The following is a 19,261-nucleotide window of genomic DNA, read 5'->3' as shown; positions in this document are numbered from 1 at the left end:
AAGTCCGTGCACTAAAAACTCACGCTGCCTTCGAAGAAGTAGGCACGGTCCCGGTTTTCCCTGCCAAAAACCGTTCCATCGCTTCCTCCTCCATCGAAGGTCAATTCCTTACGGGTAGCGAAAAGATTCTTCACTCCACCCACCAGTGAAAAGGTGGAATCTCCGAAAAAGTCAAAATCTTTCCGCACAACCAAGTCAAAGGTGTGCAAGGCATTTTGCTTGAGGTTTGCATCGGTGACATCCGTCCGCACCGTGGTGAGATACTCACCGGTGAAGTTGTATACGAGGTTAACCCCGAAGTCCTTCTCCTCAGACTCGTAGCCAAGGTTGAAGTTCATGATAATCCGCGGCTGATAAGGGAATCGCTCGCTCAACACGTTGGCTCCAACGGAATCGAGATAGGATAGTTCCGCATCGATGTAGGTGACATTAGTCGTCAAAGAAAAGGGACCAATATCATCAATATCGAGTTCCAGTTCCAAGCCCTGCAGAATCCCCTCTTGACCATTGTTGTAGTTGATTGCCGCTTCTCCAGAGACCTCCCCCCGGGTCTCGATAATTGGGTCCTGAATGTTTTTTCGAAAAACTCCCACCCGCAAGAGACTGCTATCGTTCAACTGCAGATCGGCCCCGAGGTCGAAGTTGGTAATGGAGGAGTTTTCAAGCAATGGGTTGCCGTTGCGCACCAATCCCGAAGTCAATTCCAGAGAGCGAGTTGGCACCCACTCGTAGAAAGTGGGACGCGAAACAGTCCGCGACCAAGCGGCAATCAGAGAAAGCCGCTCGTCGAACAATTTGGTTCCAAAAGTCACCGCCGGCAGGAAAACAGTCTCTTCCAGAGTGGGCGGAGGATCAATCTCAGCCGGAAGCACCAAAGGACGAGGATCCACATAGGACGCTTCCCGCTTCTCACTTTCATAACGCAGACCACCTCTAACAAACCAATTGTCAAAAAAGAAATCACCGGTCAAATAGAGACCTGAAATCTCGTGGGTAGCGTCGACATTGTTCAGGATCTGGCCCAACAGGTTTCCTGCCCCAACCGAACCATCTCCGTAGAAGGCCCCAGTGGAGGTCACCCCCGTGAAGTAATCGGATATCAGGGAAGGGTTGAGCAGAAGAGCCTCCCCCAAAGTAAGATTGGTGCCCGGCACATTAGCCAGCAACTCATCCGCGGGAATCCCCTCCGGCGAAGTATTGGCGTCATTCTGACGCTCGATATTCAGGTTGTAGATCAGCCCTCGATTCTTTCGCTGCCGATCATTGTGACGACCACCGATTCCGAATTTGAAACCTCGCTCCTCGGAGTCATCCTCAAAGTAGAACGGAAACTCCAAATCCAGCGAAGCATCCTCCGAGACCTCTTCCACCGTCTGGATATTTCTAACAATTGTATTCCCTGTGCCAGCGGAACTACCACCCCGATACGGTAAGAGCACAAGGGTATCGATTTGCTCGCGGGAGGTATCCAAGGTTGGAACCCCGGCTTGCCGCAGCTGATTGTCCACCACCGCCTGGGAAAGCCCCATAGAGTCAACCACCGCACGCAGCTCATCAATCGAAGACGGCCTTTCCGATAGATTCAGTCCATTGGTGAACAGGTCGATCACCCTGTTCGTGCGATCTTCCGCGAACTGAATCAGCTCGGGAGAATCGAAAACGATCGACGAGTAGTTCATCAAGGAAGTATCCGGACGGCTCTCCGAGGCACTCGCATCAGTATAAGACCAACTCAACTTGGGCGCCCGTTCTCCAAGCTGATGAGAGCCCCCCAACTGGACGATTTCCATATCGCGCTCCACTGGGGTGATCTCCACAAACCCACCAAGCAAGTCTCCAGCCGCTCCCAACAAATTCTGAATCTGCCCATAGTTGTCAGTGTTGCCAAACCCTTTGCCATCCGGATCGACCAGGTCACTCCCCAAGGTCACGTTCTGCTCCGCCACATGCTTGCGAAAGTATGTCGCCTGTAGCGTGTGATATTCGCCCAACTCCAACCCAACGCTCCCATAGGCGCTCCACTCTCGATTGCGCGAATATTGCTGCTCATACCAACTGGAGGAAGCAAAGCTATCAGTGCGAACGGTCTCGTTGTATGAGTCCCCACTCGATTGGGCCCCGGCCAGCACAAGACCCATTCGAATCCCGGGTGAGAGCTCGAAAGTATCTCCAAAGGTCAGACTATGGGACAGGGGGTGCTGGGCATCATCCCCCACCGAATTGAGGTCTCTGGTCTTGTGCAGCGCATTCCAGGAAAAGAGCGCTTCATCGATTCGGTTCTGGGCTGCAGCCTGCTCGGCAGCCGTTCCATTGACGGGAAGAGTGAGCACCCCTTGCGGCAAACGCAGTCCTCCCGACGACTCGTCAATCGTTAGCAGCTGGTCGGGATTGATGGTGTTCTCGATTGAACCAAAGAAGCCCAAATCCTGATCACCCATCACCTGCACCTCATCGGGCAGTTCGGACAAGTAGGTGGCCTTGGTCTTGAACTTAAGAATGCGCTCCTCGGGAAACAGCTTGGTCTTAATGTCAATGGCCGCTCCCCCAAAGTCACCAATTTGACGAGTGTCGTAGGTCTTGCCCACATCGATGCCGCGAATGACCGAGGTCGGAAAGAGGTCCAACTGGATCGCCTTTCGGTCCGGAACGGCAGACGCCACGGCCCCACCGTTGAACGTGGTTGTGACGTATCGGTCGGCCAAACCCCGCACCACCGCGAACTTGCCATCAACAATATTCGCCCCCGAAACCTTCGCCACCGCGTCCCCGGCATCGCTCACCGCCGACTTGGTGAACTCGGCCTCCGTGATTCCCGCCGTCAACTTGGTGTCGGTGGACAGGGTATCGATCTTAAGCTCGAATTTTTCCTCCTCCACATACTCCCCCACCACTTCGACCTCATCCATCTCATACTCGCCATTATCGAACTCGACTGGTTGCTCTTCGAGCGCTTGGCTAATGGAGACTGACTCGCCTTCTTTCAAGACGAGCGTGCGGCTGGAGACTTTGTAGCCCAGCTTATTGAACTGCACCACCAACTCAGCGGCAGGCAAGTCGGCGAACCCAAAAAATCCTTCTTGGTCAGCGCGGGTCGAGCGGTCGATGCTAGGGATGCTGACCACCACTCCGGGCAATCCTTCTCCCGAGGGACCAAAGACCTCGCCTTTGATAATTCCCGTTCCTTCCAGTTCAGGTAGCAGCGTGGCAGCGTCCTTTTCAGAGGGCTGGTCGTTCTGCTCGGGAAGAGGAACCTCTTCTCCTTCCTCTTCCAGCACGAGAGCTTCGTCAACCCCTACTTGCTCCCCTTCTTCCGCAATCGCTTCAGTTTCGGCTTCAGTTTCAGCTTCAGCGTCTGTCTCGTCGTCGTTTAATTCTGACTCAGCGACCGCCTCTTCCTCGTTCAGTTCCGCTGGCTCATCTGCTTCCGAGCCCTCCTCGACAAGCTCTTCAGCGGACTCGTCATGCTCTTCTTCGAGATTTTCCAGGGAGACTTCTTCAACGGGGACCTCTTCCGACACCTCTTCCGGTTCCCCACCTACCAGCTCCGCGACTTCCTCTTGAAAAGCGGCCTGACGTTCTTCGCGGGAAACCTCCGCAGCCTCCACCGTCTCTTCCCCAATGGAATAGGGAACAAAGAACGACGAAGCCAGTCCCAGAAGCAGCATCATCCCCTTCCCCGAATCGGAGAACCGAATACTGGAGATAACAGGGGTCTTCCCGTCGTCAGAGGATTGCTGCATAAAATGGCCGAGATAGAAGCCGACCTTTTGCCAAAAGACGCGCTTCCGGCTGTTACGTTTTTGTCACAAAAGTCCCCGATGCGGTCTTCGCAGGTGATTTTCCCGTCCCGATTCGATAAAGAAGCGCTATGGAAATCGACCTCCCCGCTCTCAAGCCCTCCGATCGCTACAAAATTCTCGCCTCCCTCATCACCCCTCGCCCCATCGCTTGGGTGACCACCGTCGATAGTCTGGGACGGGTCAATGCCGCTCCATTTTCTTTCTTCAACGTCTTCGGCTCCGATCCCGCCTTGGTCGCCTTTGCCCCCGGCAATAAGGAAAAGGCCCGCGATGGAAAGCCCGCCATCGCCAAGGACACCGCCCGCAATATCCGCGAAACCCGCGAGTTTGTGATTCACCTCGTGCCCTTCGAACTGGCTGATGCCATGGTCGCCACCTCGGCGTCCCTTCCCGATGGCGTGGATGAACTGTCTGCGGCAGGACTCACCACCGCCCCCTCCCTCACCGTTCGCCCCCCTCGCATCGCGGAATCTCCTGTCGCTTTGGAGTGCACCGAACACCAGACCATTGAGGTCGGCGGCAATCGTCTTGTCGTCGGCATCGTGCAACACGTTTTTGCCAGAGACGGCCTTCTCGACCCGACTAACTACCGACTGGACCAAAAGGACTGGACCCCCATCGGCCGCATGGCCTCACCGGACTGGTATTGCCACACCAACGAGCTGTTCGAGATCGAGCGTCCGGACTAGGCTCTCACTTTCTCCGCCTCTTCTGAAAAAGACGAAACATCCGCCACCGTTCCCAAAGGTCCCAAGCAGAGAAGAAGAAAAGGGCTAAACTGGCAATAAGTAACAAACTGCTGGGCGAACTCACCCCCGATCCCCATCGTCCCCCCTTTCAAAAGAAAGATCATTGTAGTCTTCCCCGAAGATGAAGCGATAGAGAATACACCCTGACAGACCGCCACTCACCAAAAAGAGAACCACCGAAGCGAACCATGAGTCTGGCACCATGCCCTTCCTTTCTTTAGGCTCTTTCATCACCGTCTCGATAAACTAGCGAAAGCCTCGCCCACCTCCAACAATCAAATGGCCCCCCTCCTGACTCCCGCCCAAGCGGACGAACTGATTCGTCAAGACCTCACCGCGCTTCCCTGCGAAGCTCTGCCTTATCTCTCCGCGCTTGGCCGAACTCTGCGGCAGTCGCTTTCCGCTGACCGAGACTTTCCGCCCTTTGACCGCGTGACGATGGACGGAATCGCCTGTCGGTCCAGCGACTTGTCATTGGGACCTCTCACCATTCAAGGCCTTCACCCCGCCGGAGAACCCGCACCCGCGCCCCTTCAGCCCGAACATTGCTGGCAAATCATGACCGGAGCGGTGATGCCGAGCGACTGCGACACCATCATTCCCGTGGAAGAGCTTTCTATCAGTGGGAGTCTCGTGACCGTGTTGGAAAGCGCCGCTCCCACCCCGGGCCAGTTCATCCATCATCAGGCCTCCGACTGTGCAGCAGACACCGAGCTGCTCACCGCCGGCACCGTAATCACTCCCGCGCACCTCGGTCTGGCCGCTACCGTCGGAGCAGTCGAGCTCACCGTCACCTGCCAACCGCACGTCACCATCCTGACAACCGGCGACGAACTCGTGCCCCCGACCGAGACTCCGCTGCCCCATCAGCTGCGCCAGTCCAATGGTCCGGTGTTGCTCTCCGCCCTTGCCAATTGGGGAGTGAATCACTCGTCCACCCACCTCCATCTCCCCGATGACCTGACCCGCACCACGGAGGCCATTGAGTCCGCCCTCAGCTCCAGCGACCTCGTCCTCATCAGTGGAGGAATCTCCAAGGGAAAGAAAGACTACGTGCGCCCCGCGCTGGAGTCCCTCATCGGCCCTCCCACCTTTCACGGCATCGCCCAGCGTCCCGGCAAACCGCTGGCCTACTGGAAACCTAGTAGCAAGAACCCACCCCTCTTCGCGCTCCCCGGCAACCCCAACTCCACCCTCACCACTTTCTTGCGCTACGTGCGTCCCGCTCTGCACCTTCTCGCAGGCAGCCCGATTCCTGAGCCCATCACCCTTCCGCTTGCAAAGCCACTCACACCCCATCCCAAGCTCACCCTCTTTCTCCCCGCCACTCTCGAAAGCAACGGCACTCTCACCGTCCACCAGCCGCAGAACTCCGGCGACTTCGCCAGCGCTCTCTCGGCAAGTGGCTTCATTGAAGTGCCGTCAGGCGAGGTAGAGGTCACCACTGCGGCTTATCACCCTAACAACCGATAGGTTCTTTTTGGAAAGAGGGCCGAGAGAACTCATGGAAAAACCCTCAGGCCATCGAAGGCTCCTCGCACGGAGCAGGGACATTTCTGTCCCTGGACCGAACCGTCCACAACGAAACTGACTACGCTGACCTCGACTCTGACACTCCGGGGCTCGGCTCAAGGACAAGAATGTCCTTGCTCCGTTCCTGACTACTTCGCGGCCTTGACGAGTTCTAACAACTCCTTGCGAGTTTCGTCCTTACCAACAGAATCCCGAACCAAGGAGTCGACCAGCTCGCCTTTGCCCGGCAAAGCATCCCGCAAAGTCATTCCCCACGCCACCACCCCGGCGGCAAAGCGATAGTCGCTCTCCATCTCACGCCAAGGCTTGGCCTCGCCTCTCAAGGTAAACTCTTGCAACTCGCTCACTTGCCCATCGGGCTTCTTGTGACGCAGCTTCACCGTCATCCAATCCGGCGAGTCGTTCTGCGGAATAGCCGGGGCTTCGTTCTGATACTTCAGGGCATCCACCTCGGGCCGCACCGTGCCCGTCACGCCGGTAGGCACAATTTCGTAGAAAGCAGTGACCTGATGGCCGGACCCAATGTCACCCGCGTCCACCTTGTCATTATTGAAATCCTCTTTCTTGAGAACCCGATTGGCGTAACCCAGCAACCGATACTGCGCGACCTTGGCGGGATTAAACTCGACCTGAATCTTCACGTCTTTGGCAATGGTAACGAGGGTCCCCATCAGCTTTTCCAAAAAGACCCTACGCCCCTCTGCTCGACTATCGATATAGTAGTAGACTCCATTGCCATCATTGGTGATGGCCTCTAACATGGCATCATTGAGGTTCCCGCGACCAAACCCACAAACACTCAGAAAGACTCCGTCTTTCGCCTGGGTTTTCACCAATTCCACCAACTCGTCACGGTTCGTAGTGCCGACATTGAAGTCCCCATCCGTCGCCAGAATCACGCGATTGACTCCTCCTTTGACAAAATTCTCTTTCGCCAAGCGATAGGCCAACTTGATACCCGCGCCGCCATTGGTGGAACCTCCAGCAGAGAGTTTTTTCAAAGCCTGAAAGACCTTCTCGCGACCACCCTGTCCCATGCGGGTGGGCTCCAGCACCACCCCTTCGCTCCCCGCATAGACGACCAAGGAAACCCGGTCGTTCTCTTGCAGTTCCTCCACTAACAATCCCAAAGACTCAACTAGCAAAGGCAGCTTGTCCGAGTCTTGCATGGACCCCGAGACATCGACGAGAAAGACCAAGTTGGCATCGCCCCGCTCACCGGCGTTCACGTCCTTACCCTGCAAAGCGACCCGCACCAGGTTGTGCCGCTCCTCCCAAGGGCAAGTCGCCATCGCCAATCCCACGCCAAAGGCTTCCTCCTTCGCTGGCTGCGCATAATCGTAGTCGAAGTAGTTCACCAGCTCCTCAACACGAACCGCATCAACCGGAACAGGTGATCCGTCTTTGATCAGACGACGCAAGTTGGTGTAGCTCGCGGTATCGACATCCACCGAGAAGGTCGAGAGCGCCTCCTGCAGCGGACTTTTCCACGGCTGGTCGACCAGTTGTCCGTATTTTTCGGAGCTCGCATTCTTTTTGGGTTCAACGGCAGAGGGACGGAAGCGACCCTGTAGCTCTGGACGCAATTTAGCCCCTCGCTTCACATCTGCGAAACCATCTCCGCTCACCTCCCAGGCCTTCACCTGGTCGACCTCCACCACATCCCCCGGATAAAGCTTTTCCTGTGCATGCGCCGAATTCGTCAGAGGAGAAAGCTGATACTTCTTTCCTTCCCGGTAAATGGTCACTCTCTTGGTAGTCCCAAAGGTGCTAGGCCCGCCCCCCAAATCGATGGCTTCGGCTAAAGTCAATTCGCCCGAGCCCGCAACCAGTCCCGGTCGATTCACCGACCCGGCCACCGTCACTCCCGACTTGCGATCCACCGCAGCCTGGGAAGTGCCCGCGGGCGGACTCGACGCGCTCTTCAATTCCTCCTGAACGTCACCTCCGCTCCGATAGCCTCCTCCAACGGGTCCTTCCGAGACCACCCCGTCTTTCTTCGCTTCGTTAACGGTGCCCTCGAAATAGGGCCTGCCCGTGATTCGAACAATGGTATCCAAGACCTTCCTCTTTTCTTCCACGATCTCCCTTTGCTCGGCGATTTCGGCATCGAGACGAGCCAGTTCCCTCTCAGCGGATTGCACCATCTCCTCCTTCGAGACTGATGGCATCGCATCCGCTGTCGTCAGGGCACCCGGATTTTCGGTCTGCTGACCGTGATTAGTTAAAAATCCCACCGTCACCCCCACCACCAACATCGCAGCCACCGCCATGAAGCTTCTCCTCCAATTCCAAGTTCTCAACTGGGGCGCAGACTGCTTTCTCGCCGCCTCGGCCAAGTCCTCTTCACAATCCCCACGCAACAGCGCGTCCATCAAGCGGTCGTCAATCTCTTCTTTCTTCATCCTCTCGTCCTTTCAAATTTTTCGTGTTCTTAGTGTCCTTCGTGGTCCCTCTATTTCAGCCCCGAATCCCCTCCAAGCAGTCGCGCAAAAGCCCTCTCGCCCGCTCCAGTCGCTTCCTAACAGTCGCAGCCGCTATTCCCAGTTTCTCCGCCACCGCCTCACTTTTCATCCCATCGTCGTAGCTCAGCTGAACCACCTCTCCCATCTCCTCCGGCAGTTTCTCGCGGCAGTCGGCCAAGTCATCAAAGACCGCCGGGCGCGCCACGAAGACTGCCATCCGGCTCTCCAGATACTCCAGGTCTTCGTCACCGAATTCCAGCTTACGCCCATCGCGGCGACAGACGTCCTTCCACTTGTTCCTAACAATTCCACGCAGCCAAGCCCCGACGTCCCGCGTGACATCGAATCGCTCCATGCCTTTCCAAGCCGAAACAAGGGCTTCCTGCACCACTTCCCGAGCGCGTGTCTCGTCCCCTAACAGCGTCCGCGCATAAACCAGCATCATCCCCTGATGCTCCCGCGCCACTTGCCCAAAGGCGGGCTGACCTGTTCCTCGTTCTTCCTTCATTGCCACGATACTACTCATAACCGTCACCCCCTGTTCGTTGCGGTCTGCAATTCTGTGACACTGATTTCAGAAAACTTTCCCCATTCGCAAGCCAGCCAACCGATTTCGGGAAGAAACCCTTGCCCGACAGGCCTCGCTGACCCAAGACTCGCCTCCAAAGCCACTCCGATGAAAAAGACCTTTTCCCTCTCCCACCCCAAGATCAAACCCGCCCGCAAAGTCGAGGCCGCCAAGGGCGAGATTAACAAGTATCTCAAACGCGAACGCGGCAAGAAGCTCCCCGAGGGTTTCGACTTCTGGGGCTTCAACTGCCAATTCGGAGAAAACGAGGAGTCGAAGACCCCCGTCCACGAATCCGAGATTTTCGCGAAGATTGATGCCAGCGAGAAGGAGAACAAAGAGTCTTTCTATCTGGAAATCCTCGCGGATCCCCGCAAGCGCACGAAGAAACCGAAGGCCTGAACCCGAAACAAATGTTTCACACGCTCGGGGTTGGACCTTTGCCGGCAAATGCCTGATGCTGCCGCCGTGTCACTGACAGTTCACGGTCGATTCTTCCATCGCGGAGACCAACAGGTCTTCCTGCGGGCCGTGACCTATGGACCTTTCCCGCCGGACAGAGAGCCGGACGTCGACAGCGAGTTCGCGCGCATCGCGGCGGCGGGATTTAACTGCGTTCGCATTTACCTGACCCCCACGCTCGAAGAACTGGACCTGGCGGAAAAGCACGGACTCCTCGTCATGGCCACCGTCCCCTGGCACTGGGACTCCCTCTTTACCGAGAACCCCGCGACCATCGCCGATGCCAAGCGCGAGTTGACGGTCTTCCTGCAGAGGCATGGACCACACCCTGCCTTGGGCGCTTTGCTCCTCGCGAACGAGATTCGTCCCGACCTCGTCCGCTTCATGGGTCCCTTGCAGGTTCGGGAGGTCATCGAGGACCTCATCGAGCACTGTCACAGCCTGGCCCCGGCTTTGCTCGTGGCCTACGCCAACTTCCCCACCACGGAATACCTCGAGCCTCGAAACGCGGACTTTACCGCCTTCAATGTCTATCTGGAAAAGCAAGAGGACTTCGAGCGCTATGTGCGGCGGCTGCACAACATCGCGGGTGACCGCCCCCTGCTCCTCACCGAATTCGGCTTCAGCACTTGGCGGGAAAAGGAAGTCGGTCTCTCCGCCCAAGAGCTCGAAGACAAACAGGCCGAGATGCTCTCTTGGGCCCATCGCGTCGCGGAAGAGGAGGCCACTGCGGGCTTCACCGTCTACTCTTGGAGCGACCTTTGGTTCAATGGTGGCCGCGAGGTCACTGACTGGTCTTTCGGTCTGACGCGACGTGATGGGAGCGAGAAACCGGCCTTGGCGAGGATTCGAGAGGAGTTCTCGCAAAAGGAGCTCCCCCCCACCGAACCCTCGCTCTTCACTATCGCGATCTGCACCCGCAACGGAGGACATCGGCTGAAGGACAATCTGCCCCACTTCGAAAACATCGTGGACCCGAACTTCGAGCTCGTCGTGGTAGACGACGGTTCGAGTGATGATACTAGAAAGATAGTCGACCACTTTGCGCAGCAGACCTCGCTCGACATCCGCGTCCTCTCCCAAGAGCCGTCTGGTCTATCAGCGGCGCGCAACCATGCGGCACGCGAAGGCCGAGGCGAGTTCATTGTCTATATCGACGACGACGCCCGCCCCCATCCGCTCTGGTTGAAGTATCTGCGAAAGGCCTTTGCCCGAAACCCCAATGCCGCCGCCGCTGGAGGCCCCAATCTTCCCCCGGCTCCCAGTTCTCGCCAGAACGCCATCGTGACCGCCTGCGCGGGAAACGCCTCCCACATTCTTTTCACCGACACCACCGCCGAACACCTCCCCGGCTGCAACTTTGCCCTCCGACGGGAGCTTCTGTTAGAGATGGGAGGCTTTGACAAGCGCTACCATGCGGCCGGAGACGACGTCGATGTCTGCTGGCGCTTGTTAGACGCCGGCTATGACCTCGCCTTTCACCCCGCCGCCTGCGTCTTTCACGACCGGCGCCCTGATATCAAAGGCTTCTTCCGCCAGCAGCGTGGCTATGGAGAAGCGGAGGCCCTTCTCTTCCAGAAACACCCCCAACGCTTTGGCAGCGATGGCATCCGCTGGAAAGGCTTTCTCTACTCGGGCGCCACCCTTTCTCCCGATGAGGGCGCAGTGATCTACCACGGCCCCATGGGCGAGGCCCCCTATCAGATGCTCAACCTACGCCACATGCCCATGCGCGCACTGGCTGACGGATACGATACTCCCTTCAACCGCTGGCTGCTGAAACTCACCGAAAAGCTCGCAAGCCGCCAGCGTCGCAAGACCCGGCAGAAGTTCCGGGGGCCAGTCGCCAAGTGGCACCCTTCCAGCCCCCAGCCCTACGCCCACGAGATCGCGACTCGTCGCGACTATTCTCTCGGGGAATGCGCTCCCCGAGCTCGCGTGCTCGCTTCGTTGATTGAACAAGGTTGGGTGATCTCGCGTGACGAACAATTTGCCGACCTTGAAAAAGGACCCCTGCGATTGATTCTCGCCGAAACCATCCACAGCGCAGACTCGACCACCCTGCATCTGCGTCTGATGTACCCACCCATTCCCGTTGAGGAAGTATTGGAAAAACTGGGCCAAGTGATTGAAGGAAAACAATAAGAGAACCCTTCCTTTCCCAGACTTCTCTTGGGGGACAAACTAAACGTTCCTTTGCGCTCGTCAGGGAGAGATAGCTTCTCTAATTGTTTACCTATCTTGCTAACCACTGATCAAGTCACCGCTCTCGCTCCCGATGCTGCCTCCTTCAAGGCGGGTCGCGGGCTCGCCTCTCCGAGCAAGTGGAGCGAGTTGGGTTCCAATGAGGTTGCCCTGTGGGGTTTGGCAAAGGGTTCGGGGAAAAAGCCCTATCAAACCCAAGTGGTGCTCGGAGAATTCGCCACCAAGTGCTCCTGCCCCAGCCGAAAATTTCCCTGCAAGCACGCCCTCGGCCTCCTTTTTCTCGCCGCCGACCAAAGCGACCAAATCATCACGGGGGATGCTCCCGATTGGGTCACCGAGTGGCTCGAGAGCCGTCAGGAACGGGCCGAAAAAGCAGAGGCACGGGCAGCGAAAAAGAAAACAGCCAAGCCCAAGGACCAAGCCGCCGCAGCCAAACGCGCCGAAAAGCGCCAAGCCCGTGTCGAAGACGGTATCGATTTGTTAGAACACTTTCTTGCTGACCTGATGCGCAATGGACTAGCGCAAGACCACGTCAACACTCCCGCCACTTGGGAAGACCTCGCCAAGCGCCTCGTCGATTGCCAAGCCACCGGACTGGCCGGCTGGGTGCGCCGGTTGGGAGACTTGCCCCACTCGGGAGCCGATTGGGAAAGCCGCCTCCTACACGAACTCGGCTCGCTCCACCTCCTCCTGCAGAGTTACCGAAAAAAGGACAGCCTCTCACCTGCCCGCCAAGCCGACATCCTTCAATTGGTCGGACAGCCCCTCGACAAAGAGGAGGTGCTCAAGGCGAGCGGAATCCATGACCATTGGTTTGTGGCTACCCGCGAGGTCACCGAGAACGACCGCCTGCTCACCAGCGCGACGTGGCTCTACGGGCTCAATACCAGGACTTGGCTGCTCACCCTCAACTTCGGAATGGCACCTTCCCGCCCAGTGGAAACCTGGCCTCTCGGCACCATGGTCGAGACCGAGATGGTTCCTTACCCCGGCACCCTTCCTGAACGAGCCCTTCCCCGCTTGCAAACCGCTGCAGCCAAAGAAACTCCTTTGCCTCCGGCGCCTGATACCTTTGCCCAACTCCTCCGGCGGGTCGCCGACACCCTCGCGACCAATCCCTGGCGCACCCGCTTTCCATTCTTGATGCTAGCCCAACCCGGCCGCCTCGATAATCGGCCGGTGCTCGTCGATCAGAATGGCGATGCTTTGCCATGGAAACCACGGGACCGGGAGATGGACCTTCTCCGAGTCATCTCCGCCGGTCAACCCATCGCCCTCGCAGGCGAGTGGAACGGCCATCACCTCCTCGTCCACTCTGCCGCCGACGGCGCGGGCTGGTTCTCACTCAGCACCACCCTTTCCTAGTCTGCCTACGACCTTCGCCATGACCTCTTCCCTCACCAGTCACGCGCTTCTTGGCACTGCCCGCAGTGGTCCCTGGCCCGATCCACCCCACGAGTTGCTGGCCCAGCCTTGGGCGGCTTTGGCAAAGGCCCCCGATCCTGCTTCCGCCCTGCTGCAAGCTGCCGCGCTCGAACGAACCCTCCTGCGCTCCGGGCAGCAACCCCTCGCCGGAGCAGTCCTTGCCGACTCCTGTCCACCGGAGACCCGGAATTATCTCCCGGAGAAAACCCTGACCTCCGCGCGTCGCATGTTGGCTGGCGACTATCCCGAACTCCTGCCCGAATGGCTGGCGCTCGCCACCCAATCCCAGCTCCTCCTCCCCCCACGCCTCATCCCCGCTTTTTTCCAATATGGCAGAGGCAAAAAGAGCACCATTCCCCAACTCATTGCCCTCGCCGGACAACGAGGCCAATGGTTTGCCCAAGAGGATGAAGCATGGAAGGCCTTCCGCATCAATGCCCCATCCAAGACCTTCGCGGATGACGTCTGGGACACCGGAGAGAATCAGGATCGTCTCGCTTGGCTCGAAAAACTGTTCGCAGAAAACCCCGAGGAGGCTGGTCAAATTGTCTCCGATTCCTGGCGCAGCGAGACCCCCGACAATCGCGAAGTCATGACCAGCTTCGCTTACCAATACCCCCACCCGGCCCACCTCGTCTGGCTGGAAACCCAAGCTTTCAAGGAACGCCGCCAGTCCACCCGCAGCTGGGCTACCCGAGCGCTCTTGCTCAATCGTGAATCGAACTACTATCAATTTAGTAGTCAACTCTTTCTCGACACCGTTCGGGTCGAAAAAAAGAAACTTCTTCTCACCCCACCCGAAACCTTCGTCTCACAATGGAGCGACTACGGGCTGATTGAAAAAGCGCCTGCAGGAAAAGGGAAAAAGGCACACTGGCTCGAACAAATCCTCTCCCTCTTTCCCGTCACGCAATGGCCCCAACTCTTGGGAATCACCGCCAAAGAACTTTATCAGCTCAAGCCCGACCCCGATTGGTTCAACAACTTGTTAGCGGTCTGGATTGAAGACTTGTCCCGCAATCCTTCCCCCGAGCACGCCCTCCCCATCATATCCCTTTGGCTCAAAAATCTAGCAAGCCTTCCCAAAAACCAACGAAGCCCCCACCTCGCCCTTCGCAACATTCTCCAAGCTTTGAAGAGCTCCGACCAAGCGGACATTCTTACTCAATTGACGCTCGACCTGAACGAGATGCTCAGCTTGCTGGCAACTCTTGCACCGCCCTTTTCCGCAAAATCCCACCCTGCTCTGCACAAAGTCGTCCTGCACTTTCTGCAAAGCAAAGACCGCTATCTCCTCGACCGTCCCCACGCCTCCCGCCTGGCCTCCGCCATCGCGCCCGAGGACATTCCAGCCCTTCTCACCACCATCTCCCAACTCCCCGAACTCCCCTCTATCGTCGAACACTTCGCCCTCACCCTCGAATTCCGCCAAAGCTATCTTCCGCATTTTCCCAATTCCCAATTCCCAATTCCCAATTCCCAATTCCCAATTCCCAATTCCCATGTCCAACCTCCGCGAACACGCCGAAACCCTCTTTGCCAGCGAGCTGGAGGCCCTTGCCGCCCATGACGACAAGCCCCGTCCCGACCAGTGGAAACTGTCTCCCTGGGCTGTCACCGATTATCTGTTAGGCACCACCCTCGCCGACGGGACCGTCATCACGCCGAAATACATTGGCGACCGCCGTTTGATGGAAATCGCGGTCGCGACCCTCGCCACCGACCGCGCGCTTCTCCTGTTAGGCGTGCCCGGCACCGCCAAGTCCTGGGTCTCCGAGCACCTCACCGCCGCTGTCTCCGGTGATTCCACCCTTCTCATTCAAGGCACCGCCGGAACGGGCGAGGAAGCGATGCGCTACAACTGGAACTATGCCATGTTGCTCGCGAAAGGCCCCACCGAGGAAGCGCTGGTGCCCTCCCCGATGTTCAATGCCATGAAGGATGGAAAAATCTGCCGCGTCGAGGAACTGACCCGCATCCCCTCCGATGTGCAGGACACCCTCATCACCATCCTTTCGGAAAAAACACTGCCCATCCCTGAGCTTTCCAGCGAGACCCAAGCGGTGTCTGGCTTCAACGTCATTGCGACCGCCAACTCGCGTGACCGGGGCGTCAACGAACTCTCATCCGCCCTCCAGCGCCGCTTCAACACCGTCGTTTTGCCACTCCCCAGCACCCTCGATACCGAAGTCGATATCGTGCAAAGCCGAGTCGCCTCCATGAAGCAAGCCCTCTCCCTTCCCGCCGAAGTTCCCGCCCTCGAAGAGATTCGCCGCGTGGTCACCATCTTCCGCGAGCTGCGGGGCGGAGCCACCGTCGATGGCAAAGCTAAAATCAAAAGCCCCTCCGGCACCCTCTCCACCGCCGAAGTCATATCCGTGGTCACCAACGGGCTCTCGCTGGCAGGACACTTTGGCAATGGCTCCCTCAACGCCCATGACCTCGCCAGCAGCATGGTCGGCGCCATCGTCAAGGACCCCGCCAACGACCCCGGCGTCTTCCGCGAATACCTCGAAACCGTGGTCAAGGAACGCGACGGCTGGAAAGACCTCTACCGCGCCTGCCGGGAGCAACTCTAAGAACTCACAAATCGCACCAAAGGTCCCTCGCCCCTCGAGAGAAGCAAAGTCATCGAAAGAAGATCATGAAATCCCTTTCCCTGCCCACTCACTCTCCGACAGTCTCGGCTAAGTTGGACACTTTGGCTCCTTTGAAAAAGCCTTTTGGAACGATCGAGTTCTCCCACTGGATCACTTCCGGATCTTCCCCCTCGGCAAGCCGGCGCAAGTCGTCCGAACGCGAAGCTTCCTTCTCCTTCTTGCGTTGGAGAAAGACTTCCGGTCCTACGATTTGCTCTGCCATGGCCCTATTTTTATCCCAGAATTCCCTCTGCGTCAATTGACCTCAACTCTCCCAAAACTCCATGACCGAACTCTCTGCCCGTCTTCAACGCTACGTCACAAGCCCTGTCCGAGGATATAGTCGCACGACAGACCTTTGCGTCTTCCTTCTCGACTGTCTGGAGAGAGGCGAACTAGACCCTGCGAAAGAATTCCCAAAATGCGCAGATGGTAGCTTCTTCGATTCTTTAACAGACTATTTAACACGGTATTCTTCAGAAAGAGCCCTCCTCGTTCAGCTTCTCCTGAATTGCATTCGCGACAGTGAGATCGAGAAGCCTGTAAGCCCGGCAGTTCAGCATGAGCGATTGCCTCCGGAGCAGACGAATGAAGAGACTTTTGCCGCTCTCTTTATCAAAGCTCTCACCAAAAGCGAAAGCATGAATGACCTCCAAACTTCAGTTCTGCAAGCGTTCGCTGAACAGGGAGACAACAACTTCTCGCTAGCGAAATTCATTGTGGCCTGCGGGAATCTGAAGTTCGGTTGGAATGGCCCTGACTTATTCGACAGCCATACAAGGGACCGATTTGACGTAAGACCATTCTCTCTTTCATTCGACCTATCGCAAGCAGGAGAAAGTCCATTTAAAAGGTTCGTTTTTGACCTTGATGATGACGAACTCGCCAGAACTCTCCGCTCCGCAAATCCCTATCTCTTTGGTGCCCTAGCGAAGCTCAAACCAGAAATCATTAGGGACTTTTTTCAGAATCGCTGCGGACAAGCGCTTCCAACCACTTGGCAGTTTATAACCCACCACAATTCGGACTTTGATGAACTCTGCAAAAATACAGCTAAGAAAAGCAACCCAAGAGACGGAAGCGAAATGCTGATCACTCTCGATCACTTGCGGCACGGACAATTTCATGACGACGCGGTCAAATTGATTACGAAAGCCTCGCAAACGGAGTTGCCCACCCCGTTCCAGATCATCTACCTCGCCGACACGAATCCTCAAAAGTGCGTGGAACTGACTGGAGGCCTCTTGAAGAGCCTCCAAAACTACCGGGAGGTTCCTAACTACATCGTAACGAAAGCTTTCCAGGCAATCGCTAACCAATGGACCAAAGGAGGCCGAGAAGTGCTCTTTGCTATCGCTAAAAACTCAATCCTTCCTACAAGTTTTACTAACGATGGGCAGGCCCCTTCAATATTTTCACACGCTTTCGCTGAGATGTGTCTTTCTTCTGCGCAAGTCCCTGGAGACGATCTCGCGGAACTAGTTGATTCGGCAACCGACACTCTGAGTCGCCAATCATTGGAGAAGCGAGCCAAAAACGAACTCCTCAACTCGATCTGGGCGCAGTCAGCACGACTCCCCAATCCTTCATTAGAGTCTCACTATTGGAGCAATCTGACTTCTAATCTGAAAACACTACAACAGCTCGCTATCGAGAGTCTCGTTGGCCTCAAGCAAGCAGACACCTCTCAAAAGGCTATCAAGCTACTGCAGGCAAAAAAGGCCGATGCACGTCTGGGGGCGGCAGCTTTGCTTGAGACGCTAGCAGAAAAAGAGTGCATCCCCGACCTGCAAAATGCCCTCGAAAGTGAAACCTCAGACAAGGTGAAAACCGCTCTCTTCTCAGCCTTGGCTGCGTGCGGGGTCGAAGAAGACTCTGCCCAACCTGAGCTCCCTCTCCCCGAAATCCTTAAGTCCGCCGCCAAGCTCAAGCTTCCAAAAACAAGCTTTCTCAATCTCGGAGCTTTACCTCCGCTTCTCACTCAGGACGGCAGCGCCCTGCCCGAAGTAGGGCTCACCTTCCTCATCGCCAAGCAGGCCAAGCACAAGCCCGTCGAGCCTTCCCCCGAAATCCTGCCCCTTCTTTCCCACCTTGACCTCGAGAAATCCGGCCCTTTCGCCCTCGCCCTTTACCAACAATGGTTTGCCTCCGAGCAAGCGGCCAAGGACCGTTGGGCTCTCACCTTGGCGGGACTGTTAGGGGGACAGAAAATTGTTCCCGAGCTCATTGCCCCCATCAATGATTGGGCCCTCAATTCGCGGCACAAGCTGGCCGAATACGCGGCGCAGGCCATCAGCCTGGTTCCCGGGGATGAGGCTCTGACTATCCTCGATTCCTTAGCCAACCGCTACCGCTCGAAATTCAAGAACATCGGCAAAGCTTGCCGTGCCGCTCTAGAAGCTGCCGCGGAAAACCGTGGCGTCTCCTTGGACGAGCTCGCCGACCTCATTGTGCCAACCTTGGGATTCGACGAGGAAGGGCAGCGGCCTTTGGAGGATTCCCAGATCGAGGCGGTGCTTCAGCCCGACTTCAAGCTGAACTTCTACAATCCAGATACCGAAAAAGAAACGAAGTCCCCGCCCTCCACCCTCTCCGATACCGCCAAGGAGGATCTCAAGACTCTCCGCAAGCTAATCCGCGAAACCATCAAGGGCCAAACCGCTCGTTTGGAAGGGTGTCTCGTGCGTCAAAGACGATGGGACACCGCCCGCTGGCAGGAGCTCTTTGAGAACCACCCCTTGCTCCAGACCTACGCCAGCAACCTCGTCTGGGCGACCTACGATAGCGCTAGTAGTTTGCAGCGGACCTTCCGCCGTTACCCCAACGGACTGCTGGCCAATGCCGGAGGCGACCTCATCGAATTCGAAAAAGACGAAGTGCACATCGGCATGGTCCACCCCCTGGAGCTTTCCGCCGAAGACCTCCTCGCTTGGCAGCAACACCTCGAGCGCATGAAAGTGAAACCTCCCTTCGCCCAACTTGACCGCCCGGTCGCCCTTCTCGACTCCAATCACAAGAACCGCAAGGAACTCAAAACAGCTGACAAGAAGAGCCTCTCCTGCGGCACCTTTCGCTCCCGGGCCGAGAAGCGGGGATGGCAGCGCGGCTCGGTGGTCGATGCCGGGGGCATTTGGTATTACTACAAATCCTATCAGGGGGCTGGCGTGGACGTCTTTCTCCATGTCGAGGAGATGTATGTCGGGCAAGACCCCATGGAGGAAATCACCCTCGGCACCGCAATGTTCGTGCAGGGCGATTCCGTCCACATCGGCAGCTACGAGTATAACGAGCCCAACAACACCGACGACCCGCGCGTCCTCGCCTTCGGCAAAGTGCCCCCCATCGTCTACTCCGAAACCGTCACCGATCTCGAAGCCATTACCTCTTGAGTTGCATTCTGAAAAAGAACCACTAT

Annotated in this window: 14 protein-coding genes; 8 read left to right on the top strand and 6 right to left on the bottom strand. The window is 57.1% G+C overall.

Annotation, left to right across the window (positions count from 1 at the left end; genetic code table 11):
• Nucleotides 1-11 precede the first annotated feature (11 nt).
• Complete coding sequence (locus IE099_RS17555; RefSeq protein WP_189572926.1) at nucleotides 12-3,740, bottom strand: outer membrane beta-barrel protein; 3,729 nt, start codon at nucleotides 3,738-3,740, stop codon at nucleotides 12-14.
• A gap of 128 nt (nucleotides 3,741-3,868) precedes the next feature.
• Between IE099_RS17555 and IE099_RS17550 the strand changes: the two genes are divergently transcribed.
• Nucleotides 3,869-4,489, top strand: coding sequence for a flavin reductase family protein (locus IE099_RS17550; protein ID WP_189572923.1), 621 nt, complete (start codon nucleotides 3,869-3,871; stop codon nucleotides 4,487-4,489).
• Between the two features lie 120 nt (nucleotides 4,490-4,609).
• On the opposite strand, the gene IE099_RS17545 is transcribed toward IE099_RS17550, so the two are convergent.
• Complete coding sequence (locus IE099_RS17545; RefSeq protein ID WP_189572921.1) at nucleotides 4,610-4,780, bottom strand: hypothetical protein; 171 nt, start codon at nucleotides 4,778-4,780, stop codon at nucleotides 4,610-4,612.
• A gap of 48 nt (nucleotides 4,781-4,828) precedes the next feature.
• Here IE099_RS17545 and IE099_RS17540 point away from each other — a divergent pair, with 48 nt between their 5' ends.
• Nucleotides 4,829-6,022: a molybdopterin molybdotransferase MoeA gene (locus tag IE099_RS17540; protein WP_189572917.1), complete on the top strand. Its 1,194-nt coding sequence runs from the start codon at nucleotides 4,829-4,831 to the stop codon at nucleotides 6,020-6,022.
• Between the two features lie 188 nt (nucleotides 6,023-6,210).
• Here the strand turns inward: IE099_RS17540 and IE099_RS17535 are convergent, their stop codons facing one another.
• Both IE099_RS17535 and IE099_RS17530 read right to left on the bottom strand, forming a co-directional pair.
• Nucleotides 6,211-8,487: a YfbK domain-containing protein gene (locus tag IE099_RS17535; RefSeq protein ID WP_189572914.1), complete on the bottom strand. Its 2,277-nt coding sequence runs from the start codon at nucleotides 8,485-8,487 to the stop codon at nucleotides 6,211-6,213.
• 55 nt (nucleotides 8,488-8,542) lie between these two features.
• The gene (locus tag IE099_RS17530; protein ID WP_189572911.1) at nucleotides 8,543-9,055 is read right to left on the bottom strand and encodes an RNA polymerase sigma factor; all 513 of its coding nucleotides are present in this window, start codon (nucleotides 9,053-9,055) and stop codon (nucleotides 8,543-8,545) included.
• A 168-nt stretch (nucleotides 9,056-9,223) separates the two neighbouring features.
• On the opposite strand from IE099_RS17530, the gene IE099_RS17525 reads away from it, so the two are divergent.
• The 5 genes from IE099_RS17525 (at nucleotide 9,224) to IE099_RS17505 (ending at nucleotide 15,786) form a co-directional block, all read left to right on the top strand.
• Nucleotides 9,224-9,517: a DUF6172 family protein gene (locus tag IE099_RS17525; protein ID WP_189572908.1), complete on the top strand. Its 294-nt coding sequence runs from the start codon at nucleotides 9,224-9,226 to the stop codon at nucleotides 9,515-9,517.
• A gap of 66 nt (nucleotides 9,518-9,583) precedes the next feature.
• Nucleotides 9,584-11,722 (top strand): glycosyltransferase, encoded by a 2,139-nt coding sequence (locus tag IE099_RS17520; RefSeq protein ID WP_189572905.1) that lies wholly within the window; start codon nucleotides 9,584-9,586, stop codon nucleotides 11,720-11,722.
• Between the two features lie 96 nt (nucleotides 11,723-11,818).
• Nucleotides 11,819-13,147 (top strand): SWIM zinc finger family protein, encoded by a 1,329-nt coding sequence (locus tag IE099_RS17515; protein ID WP_189572902.1) that lies wholly within the window; start codon nucleotides 11,819-11,821, stop codon nucleotides 13,145-13,147.
• Nucleotides 13,148-13,166: 19 nt separating this feature from the next.
• The gene (locus tag IE099_RS17510) at nucleotides 13,167-14,777 is read left to right on the top strand and encodes a DUF5691 domain-containing protein (protein WP_189572900.1); all 1,611 of its coding nucleotides are present in this window, start codon (nucleotides 13,167-13,169) and stop codon (nucleotides 14,775-14,777) included.
• Nucleotides 14,710-15,786: an ATP-binding protein gene (locus IE099_RS17505; RefSeq protein WP_189572897.1), complete on the top strand. Its 1,077-nt coding sequence runs from the start codon at nucleotides 14,710-14,712 to the stop codon at nucleotides 15,784-15,786. The genes IE099_RS17510 and IE099_RS17505 overlap by 68 nt, the downstream gene beginning before the upstream one ends.
• Nucleotides 15,787-15,874: 88 nt before the next feature.
• Here the strand turns inward: IE099_RS17505 and IE099_RS17500 are convergent, their stop codons facing one another.
• Together IE099_RS17500 and IE099_RS17495 are read right to left on the bottom strand one after the other, a co-directional pair.
• Nucleotides 15,875-16,069, bottom strand: a complete 195-nt coding sequence (locus tag IE099_RS17500) for a hypothetical protein (RefSeq protein WP_189572894.1) — start codon at nucleotides 16,067-16,069, stop codon at nucleotides 15,875-15,877.
• A gap of 703 nt (nucleotides 16,070-16,772) precedes the next feature.
• Entirely contained in the window at nucleotides 16,773-17,105 is a 333-nt protein-coding gene (locus IE099_RS17495) for a hypothetical protein (protein ID WP_189572891.1), read from the bottom strand.
• 174 nt (nucleotides 17,106-17,279) lie between these two features.
• On the opposite strand from IE099_RS17495, the gene IE099_RS17490 reads away from it, so the two are divergent.
• On the top strand, nucleotides 17,280-19,235 hold the full coding sequence (locus IE099_RS17490) for a DUF4132 domain-containing protein (RefSeq protein ID WP_189572888.1): 1,956 nt from the start codon (nucleotides 17,280-17,282) through the stop codon (nucleotides 19,233-19,235).
• The last annotated feature ends 26 nt before the right edge of the window (nucleotides 19,236-19,261 follow it).

Origin of the sequence: Roseibacillus persicicus, from assembly GCF_014651675.1 — a bacterium.
GTDB classification, from domain to species: domain Bacteria; phylum Verrucomicrobiota; class Verrucomicrobiia; order Verrucomicrobiales; family Akkermansiaceae; genus Roseibacillus; species Roseibacillus persicicus.
This window is presented reverse-complemented; position numbering and strand designations above follow the sequence as displayed.

What these genes read in the sequence shown, in the direction of transcription:
- IE099_RS17550 (WP_189572923.1), top strand. Translation starts at nt 3,869, where the DNA reads ATGGAAATCGACCTCCCCGCTCTCAAGCCCTCCGATCGCTACAAAATT.
- IE099_RS17530 (WP_189572911.1), bottom strand. Translation starts at nt 9,055, where the DNA reads ATGAAGGAAGAACGAGGAACAGGTCAGCCCGCCTTTGGGCAAGTGGCG.
- IE099_RS17545 (WP_189572921.1), bottom strand. Translation starts at nt 4,780, where the DNA reads ATGAAAGAGCCTAAAGAAAGGAAGGGCATGGTGCCAGACTCATGGTTC.
- IE099_RS17525 (WP_189572908.1), top strand. Translation starts at nt 9,224, where the DNA reads ATGAAAAAGACCTTTTCCCTCTCCCACCCCAAGATCAAACCCGCCCGC.
- IE099_RS17535 (WP_189572914.1), bottom strand. Translation starts at nt 8,487, where the DNA reads ATGAAGAAAGAAGAGATTGACGACCGCTTGATGGACGCGCTGTTGCGT.
- IE099_RS17490 (WP_189572888.1), top strand. Translation starts at nt 17,280, where the DNA reads ATGTGTCTTTCTTCTGCGCAAGTCCCTGGAGACGATCTCGCGGAACTA.
- IE099_RS17500 (WP_189572894.1), bottom strand. Translation starts at nt 16,069, where the DNA reads ATGGCAGAGCAAATCGTAGGACCGGAAGTCTTTCTCCAACGCAAGAAG.
- IE099_RS17555 (WP_189572926.1), bottom strand. Translation starts at nt 3,740, where the DNA reads ATGCAGCAATCCTCTGACGACGGGAAGACCCCTGTTATCTCCAGTATT.
- IE099_RS17540 (WP_189572917.1), top strand. Translation starts at nt 4,829, where the DNA reads ATGGCCCCCCTCCTGACTCCCGCCCAAGCGGACGAACTGATTCGTCAA.
- IE099_RS17505 (WP_189572897.1), top strand. Translation starts at nt 14,710, where the DNA reads ATGTCCAACCTCCGCGAACACGCCGAAACCCTCTTTGCCAGCGAGCTG.
- IE099_RS17510 (WP_189572900.1), top strand. Translation starts at nt 13,167, where the DNA reads ATGACCTCTTCCCTCACCAGTCACGCGCTTCTTGGCACTGCCCGCAGT.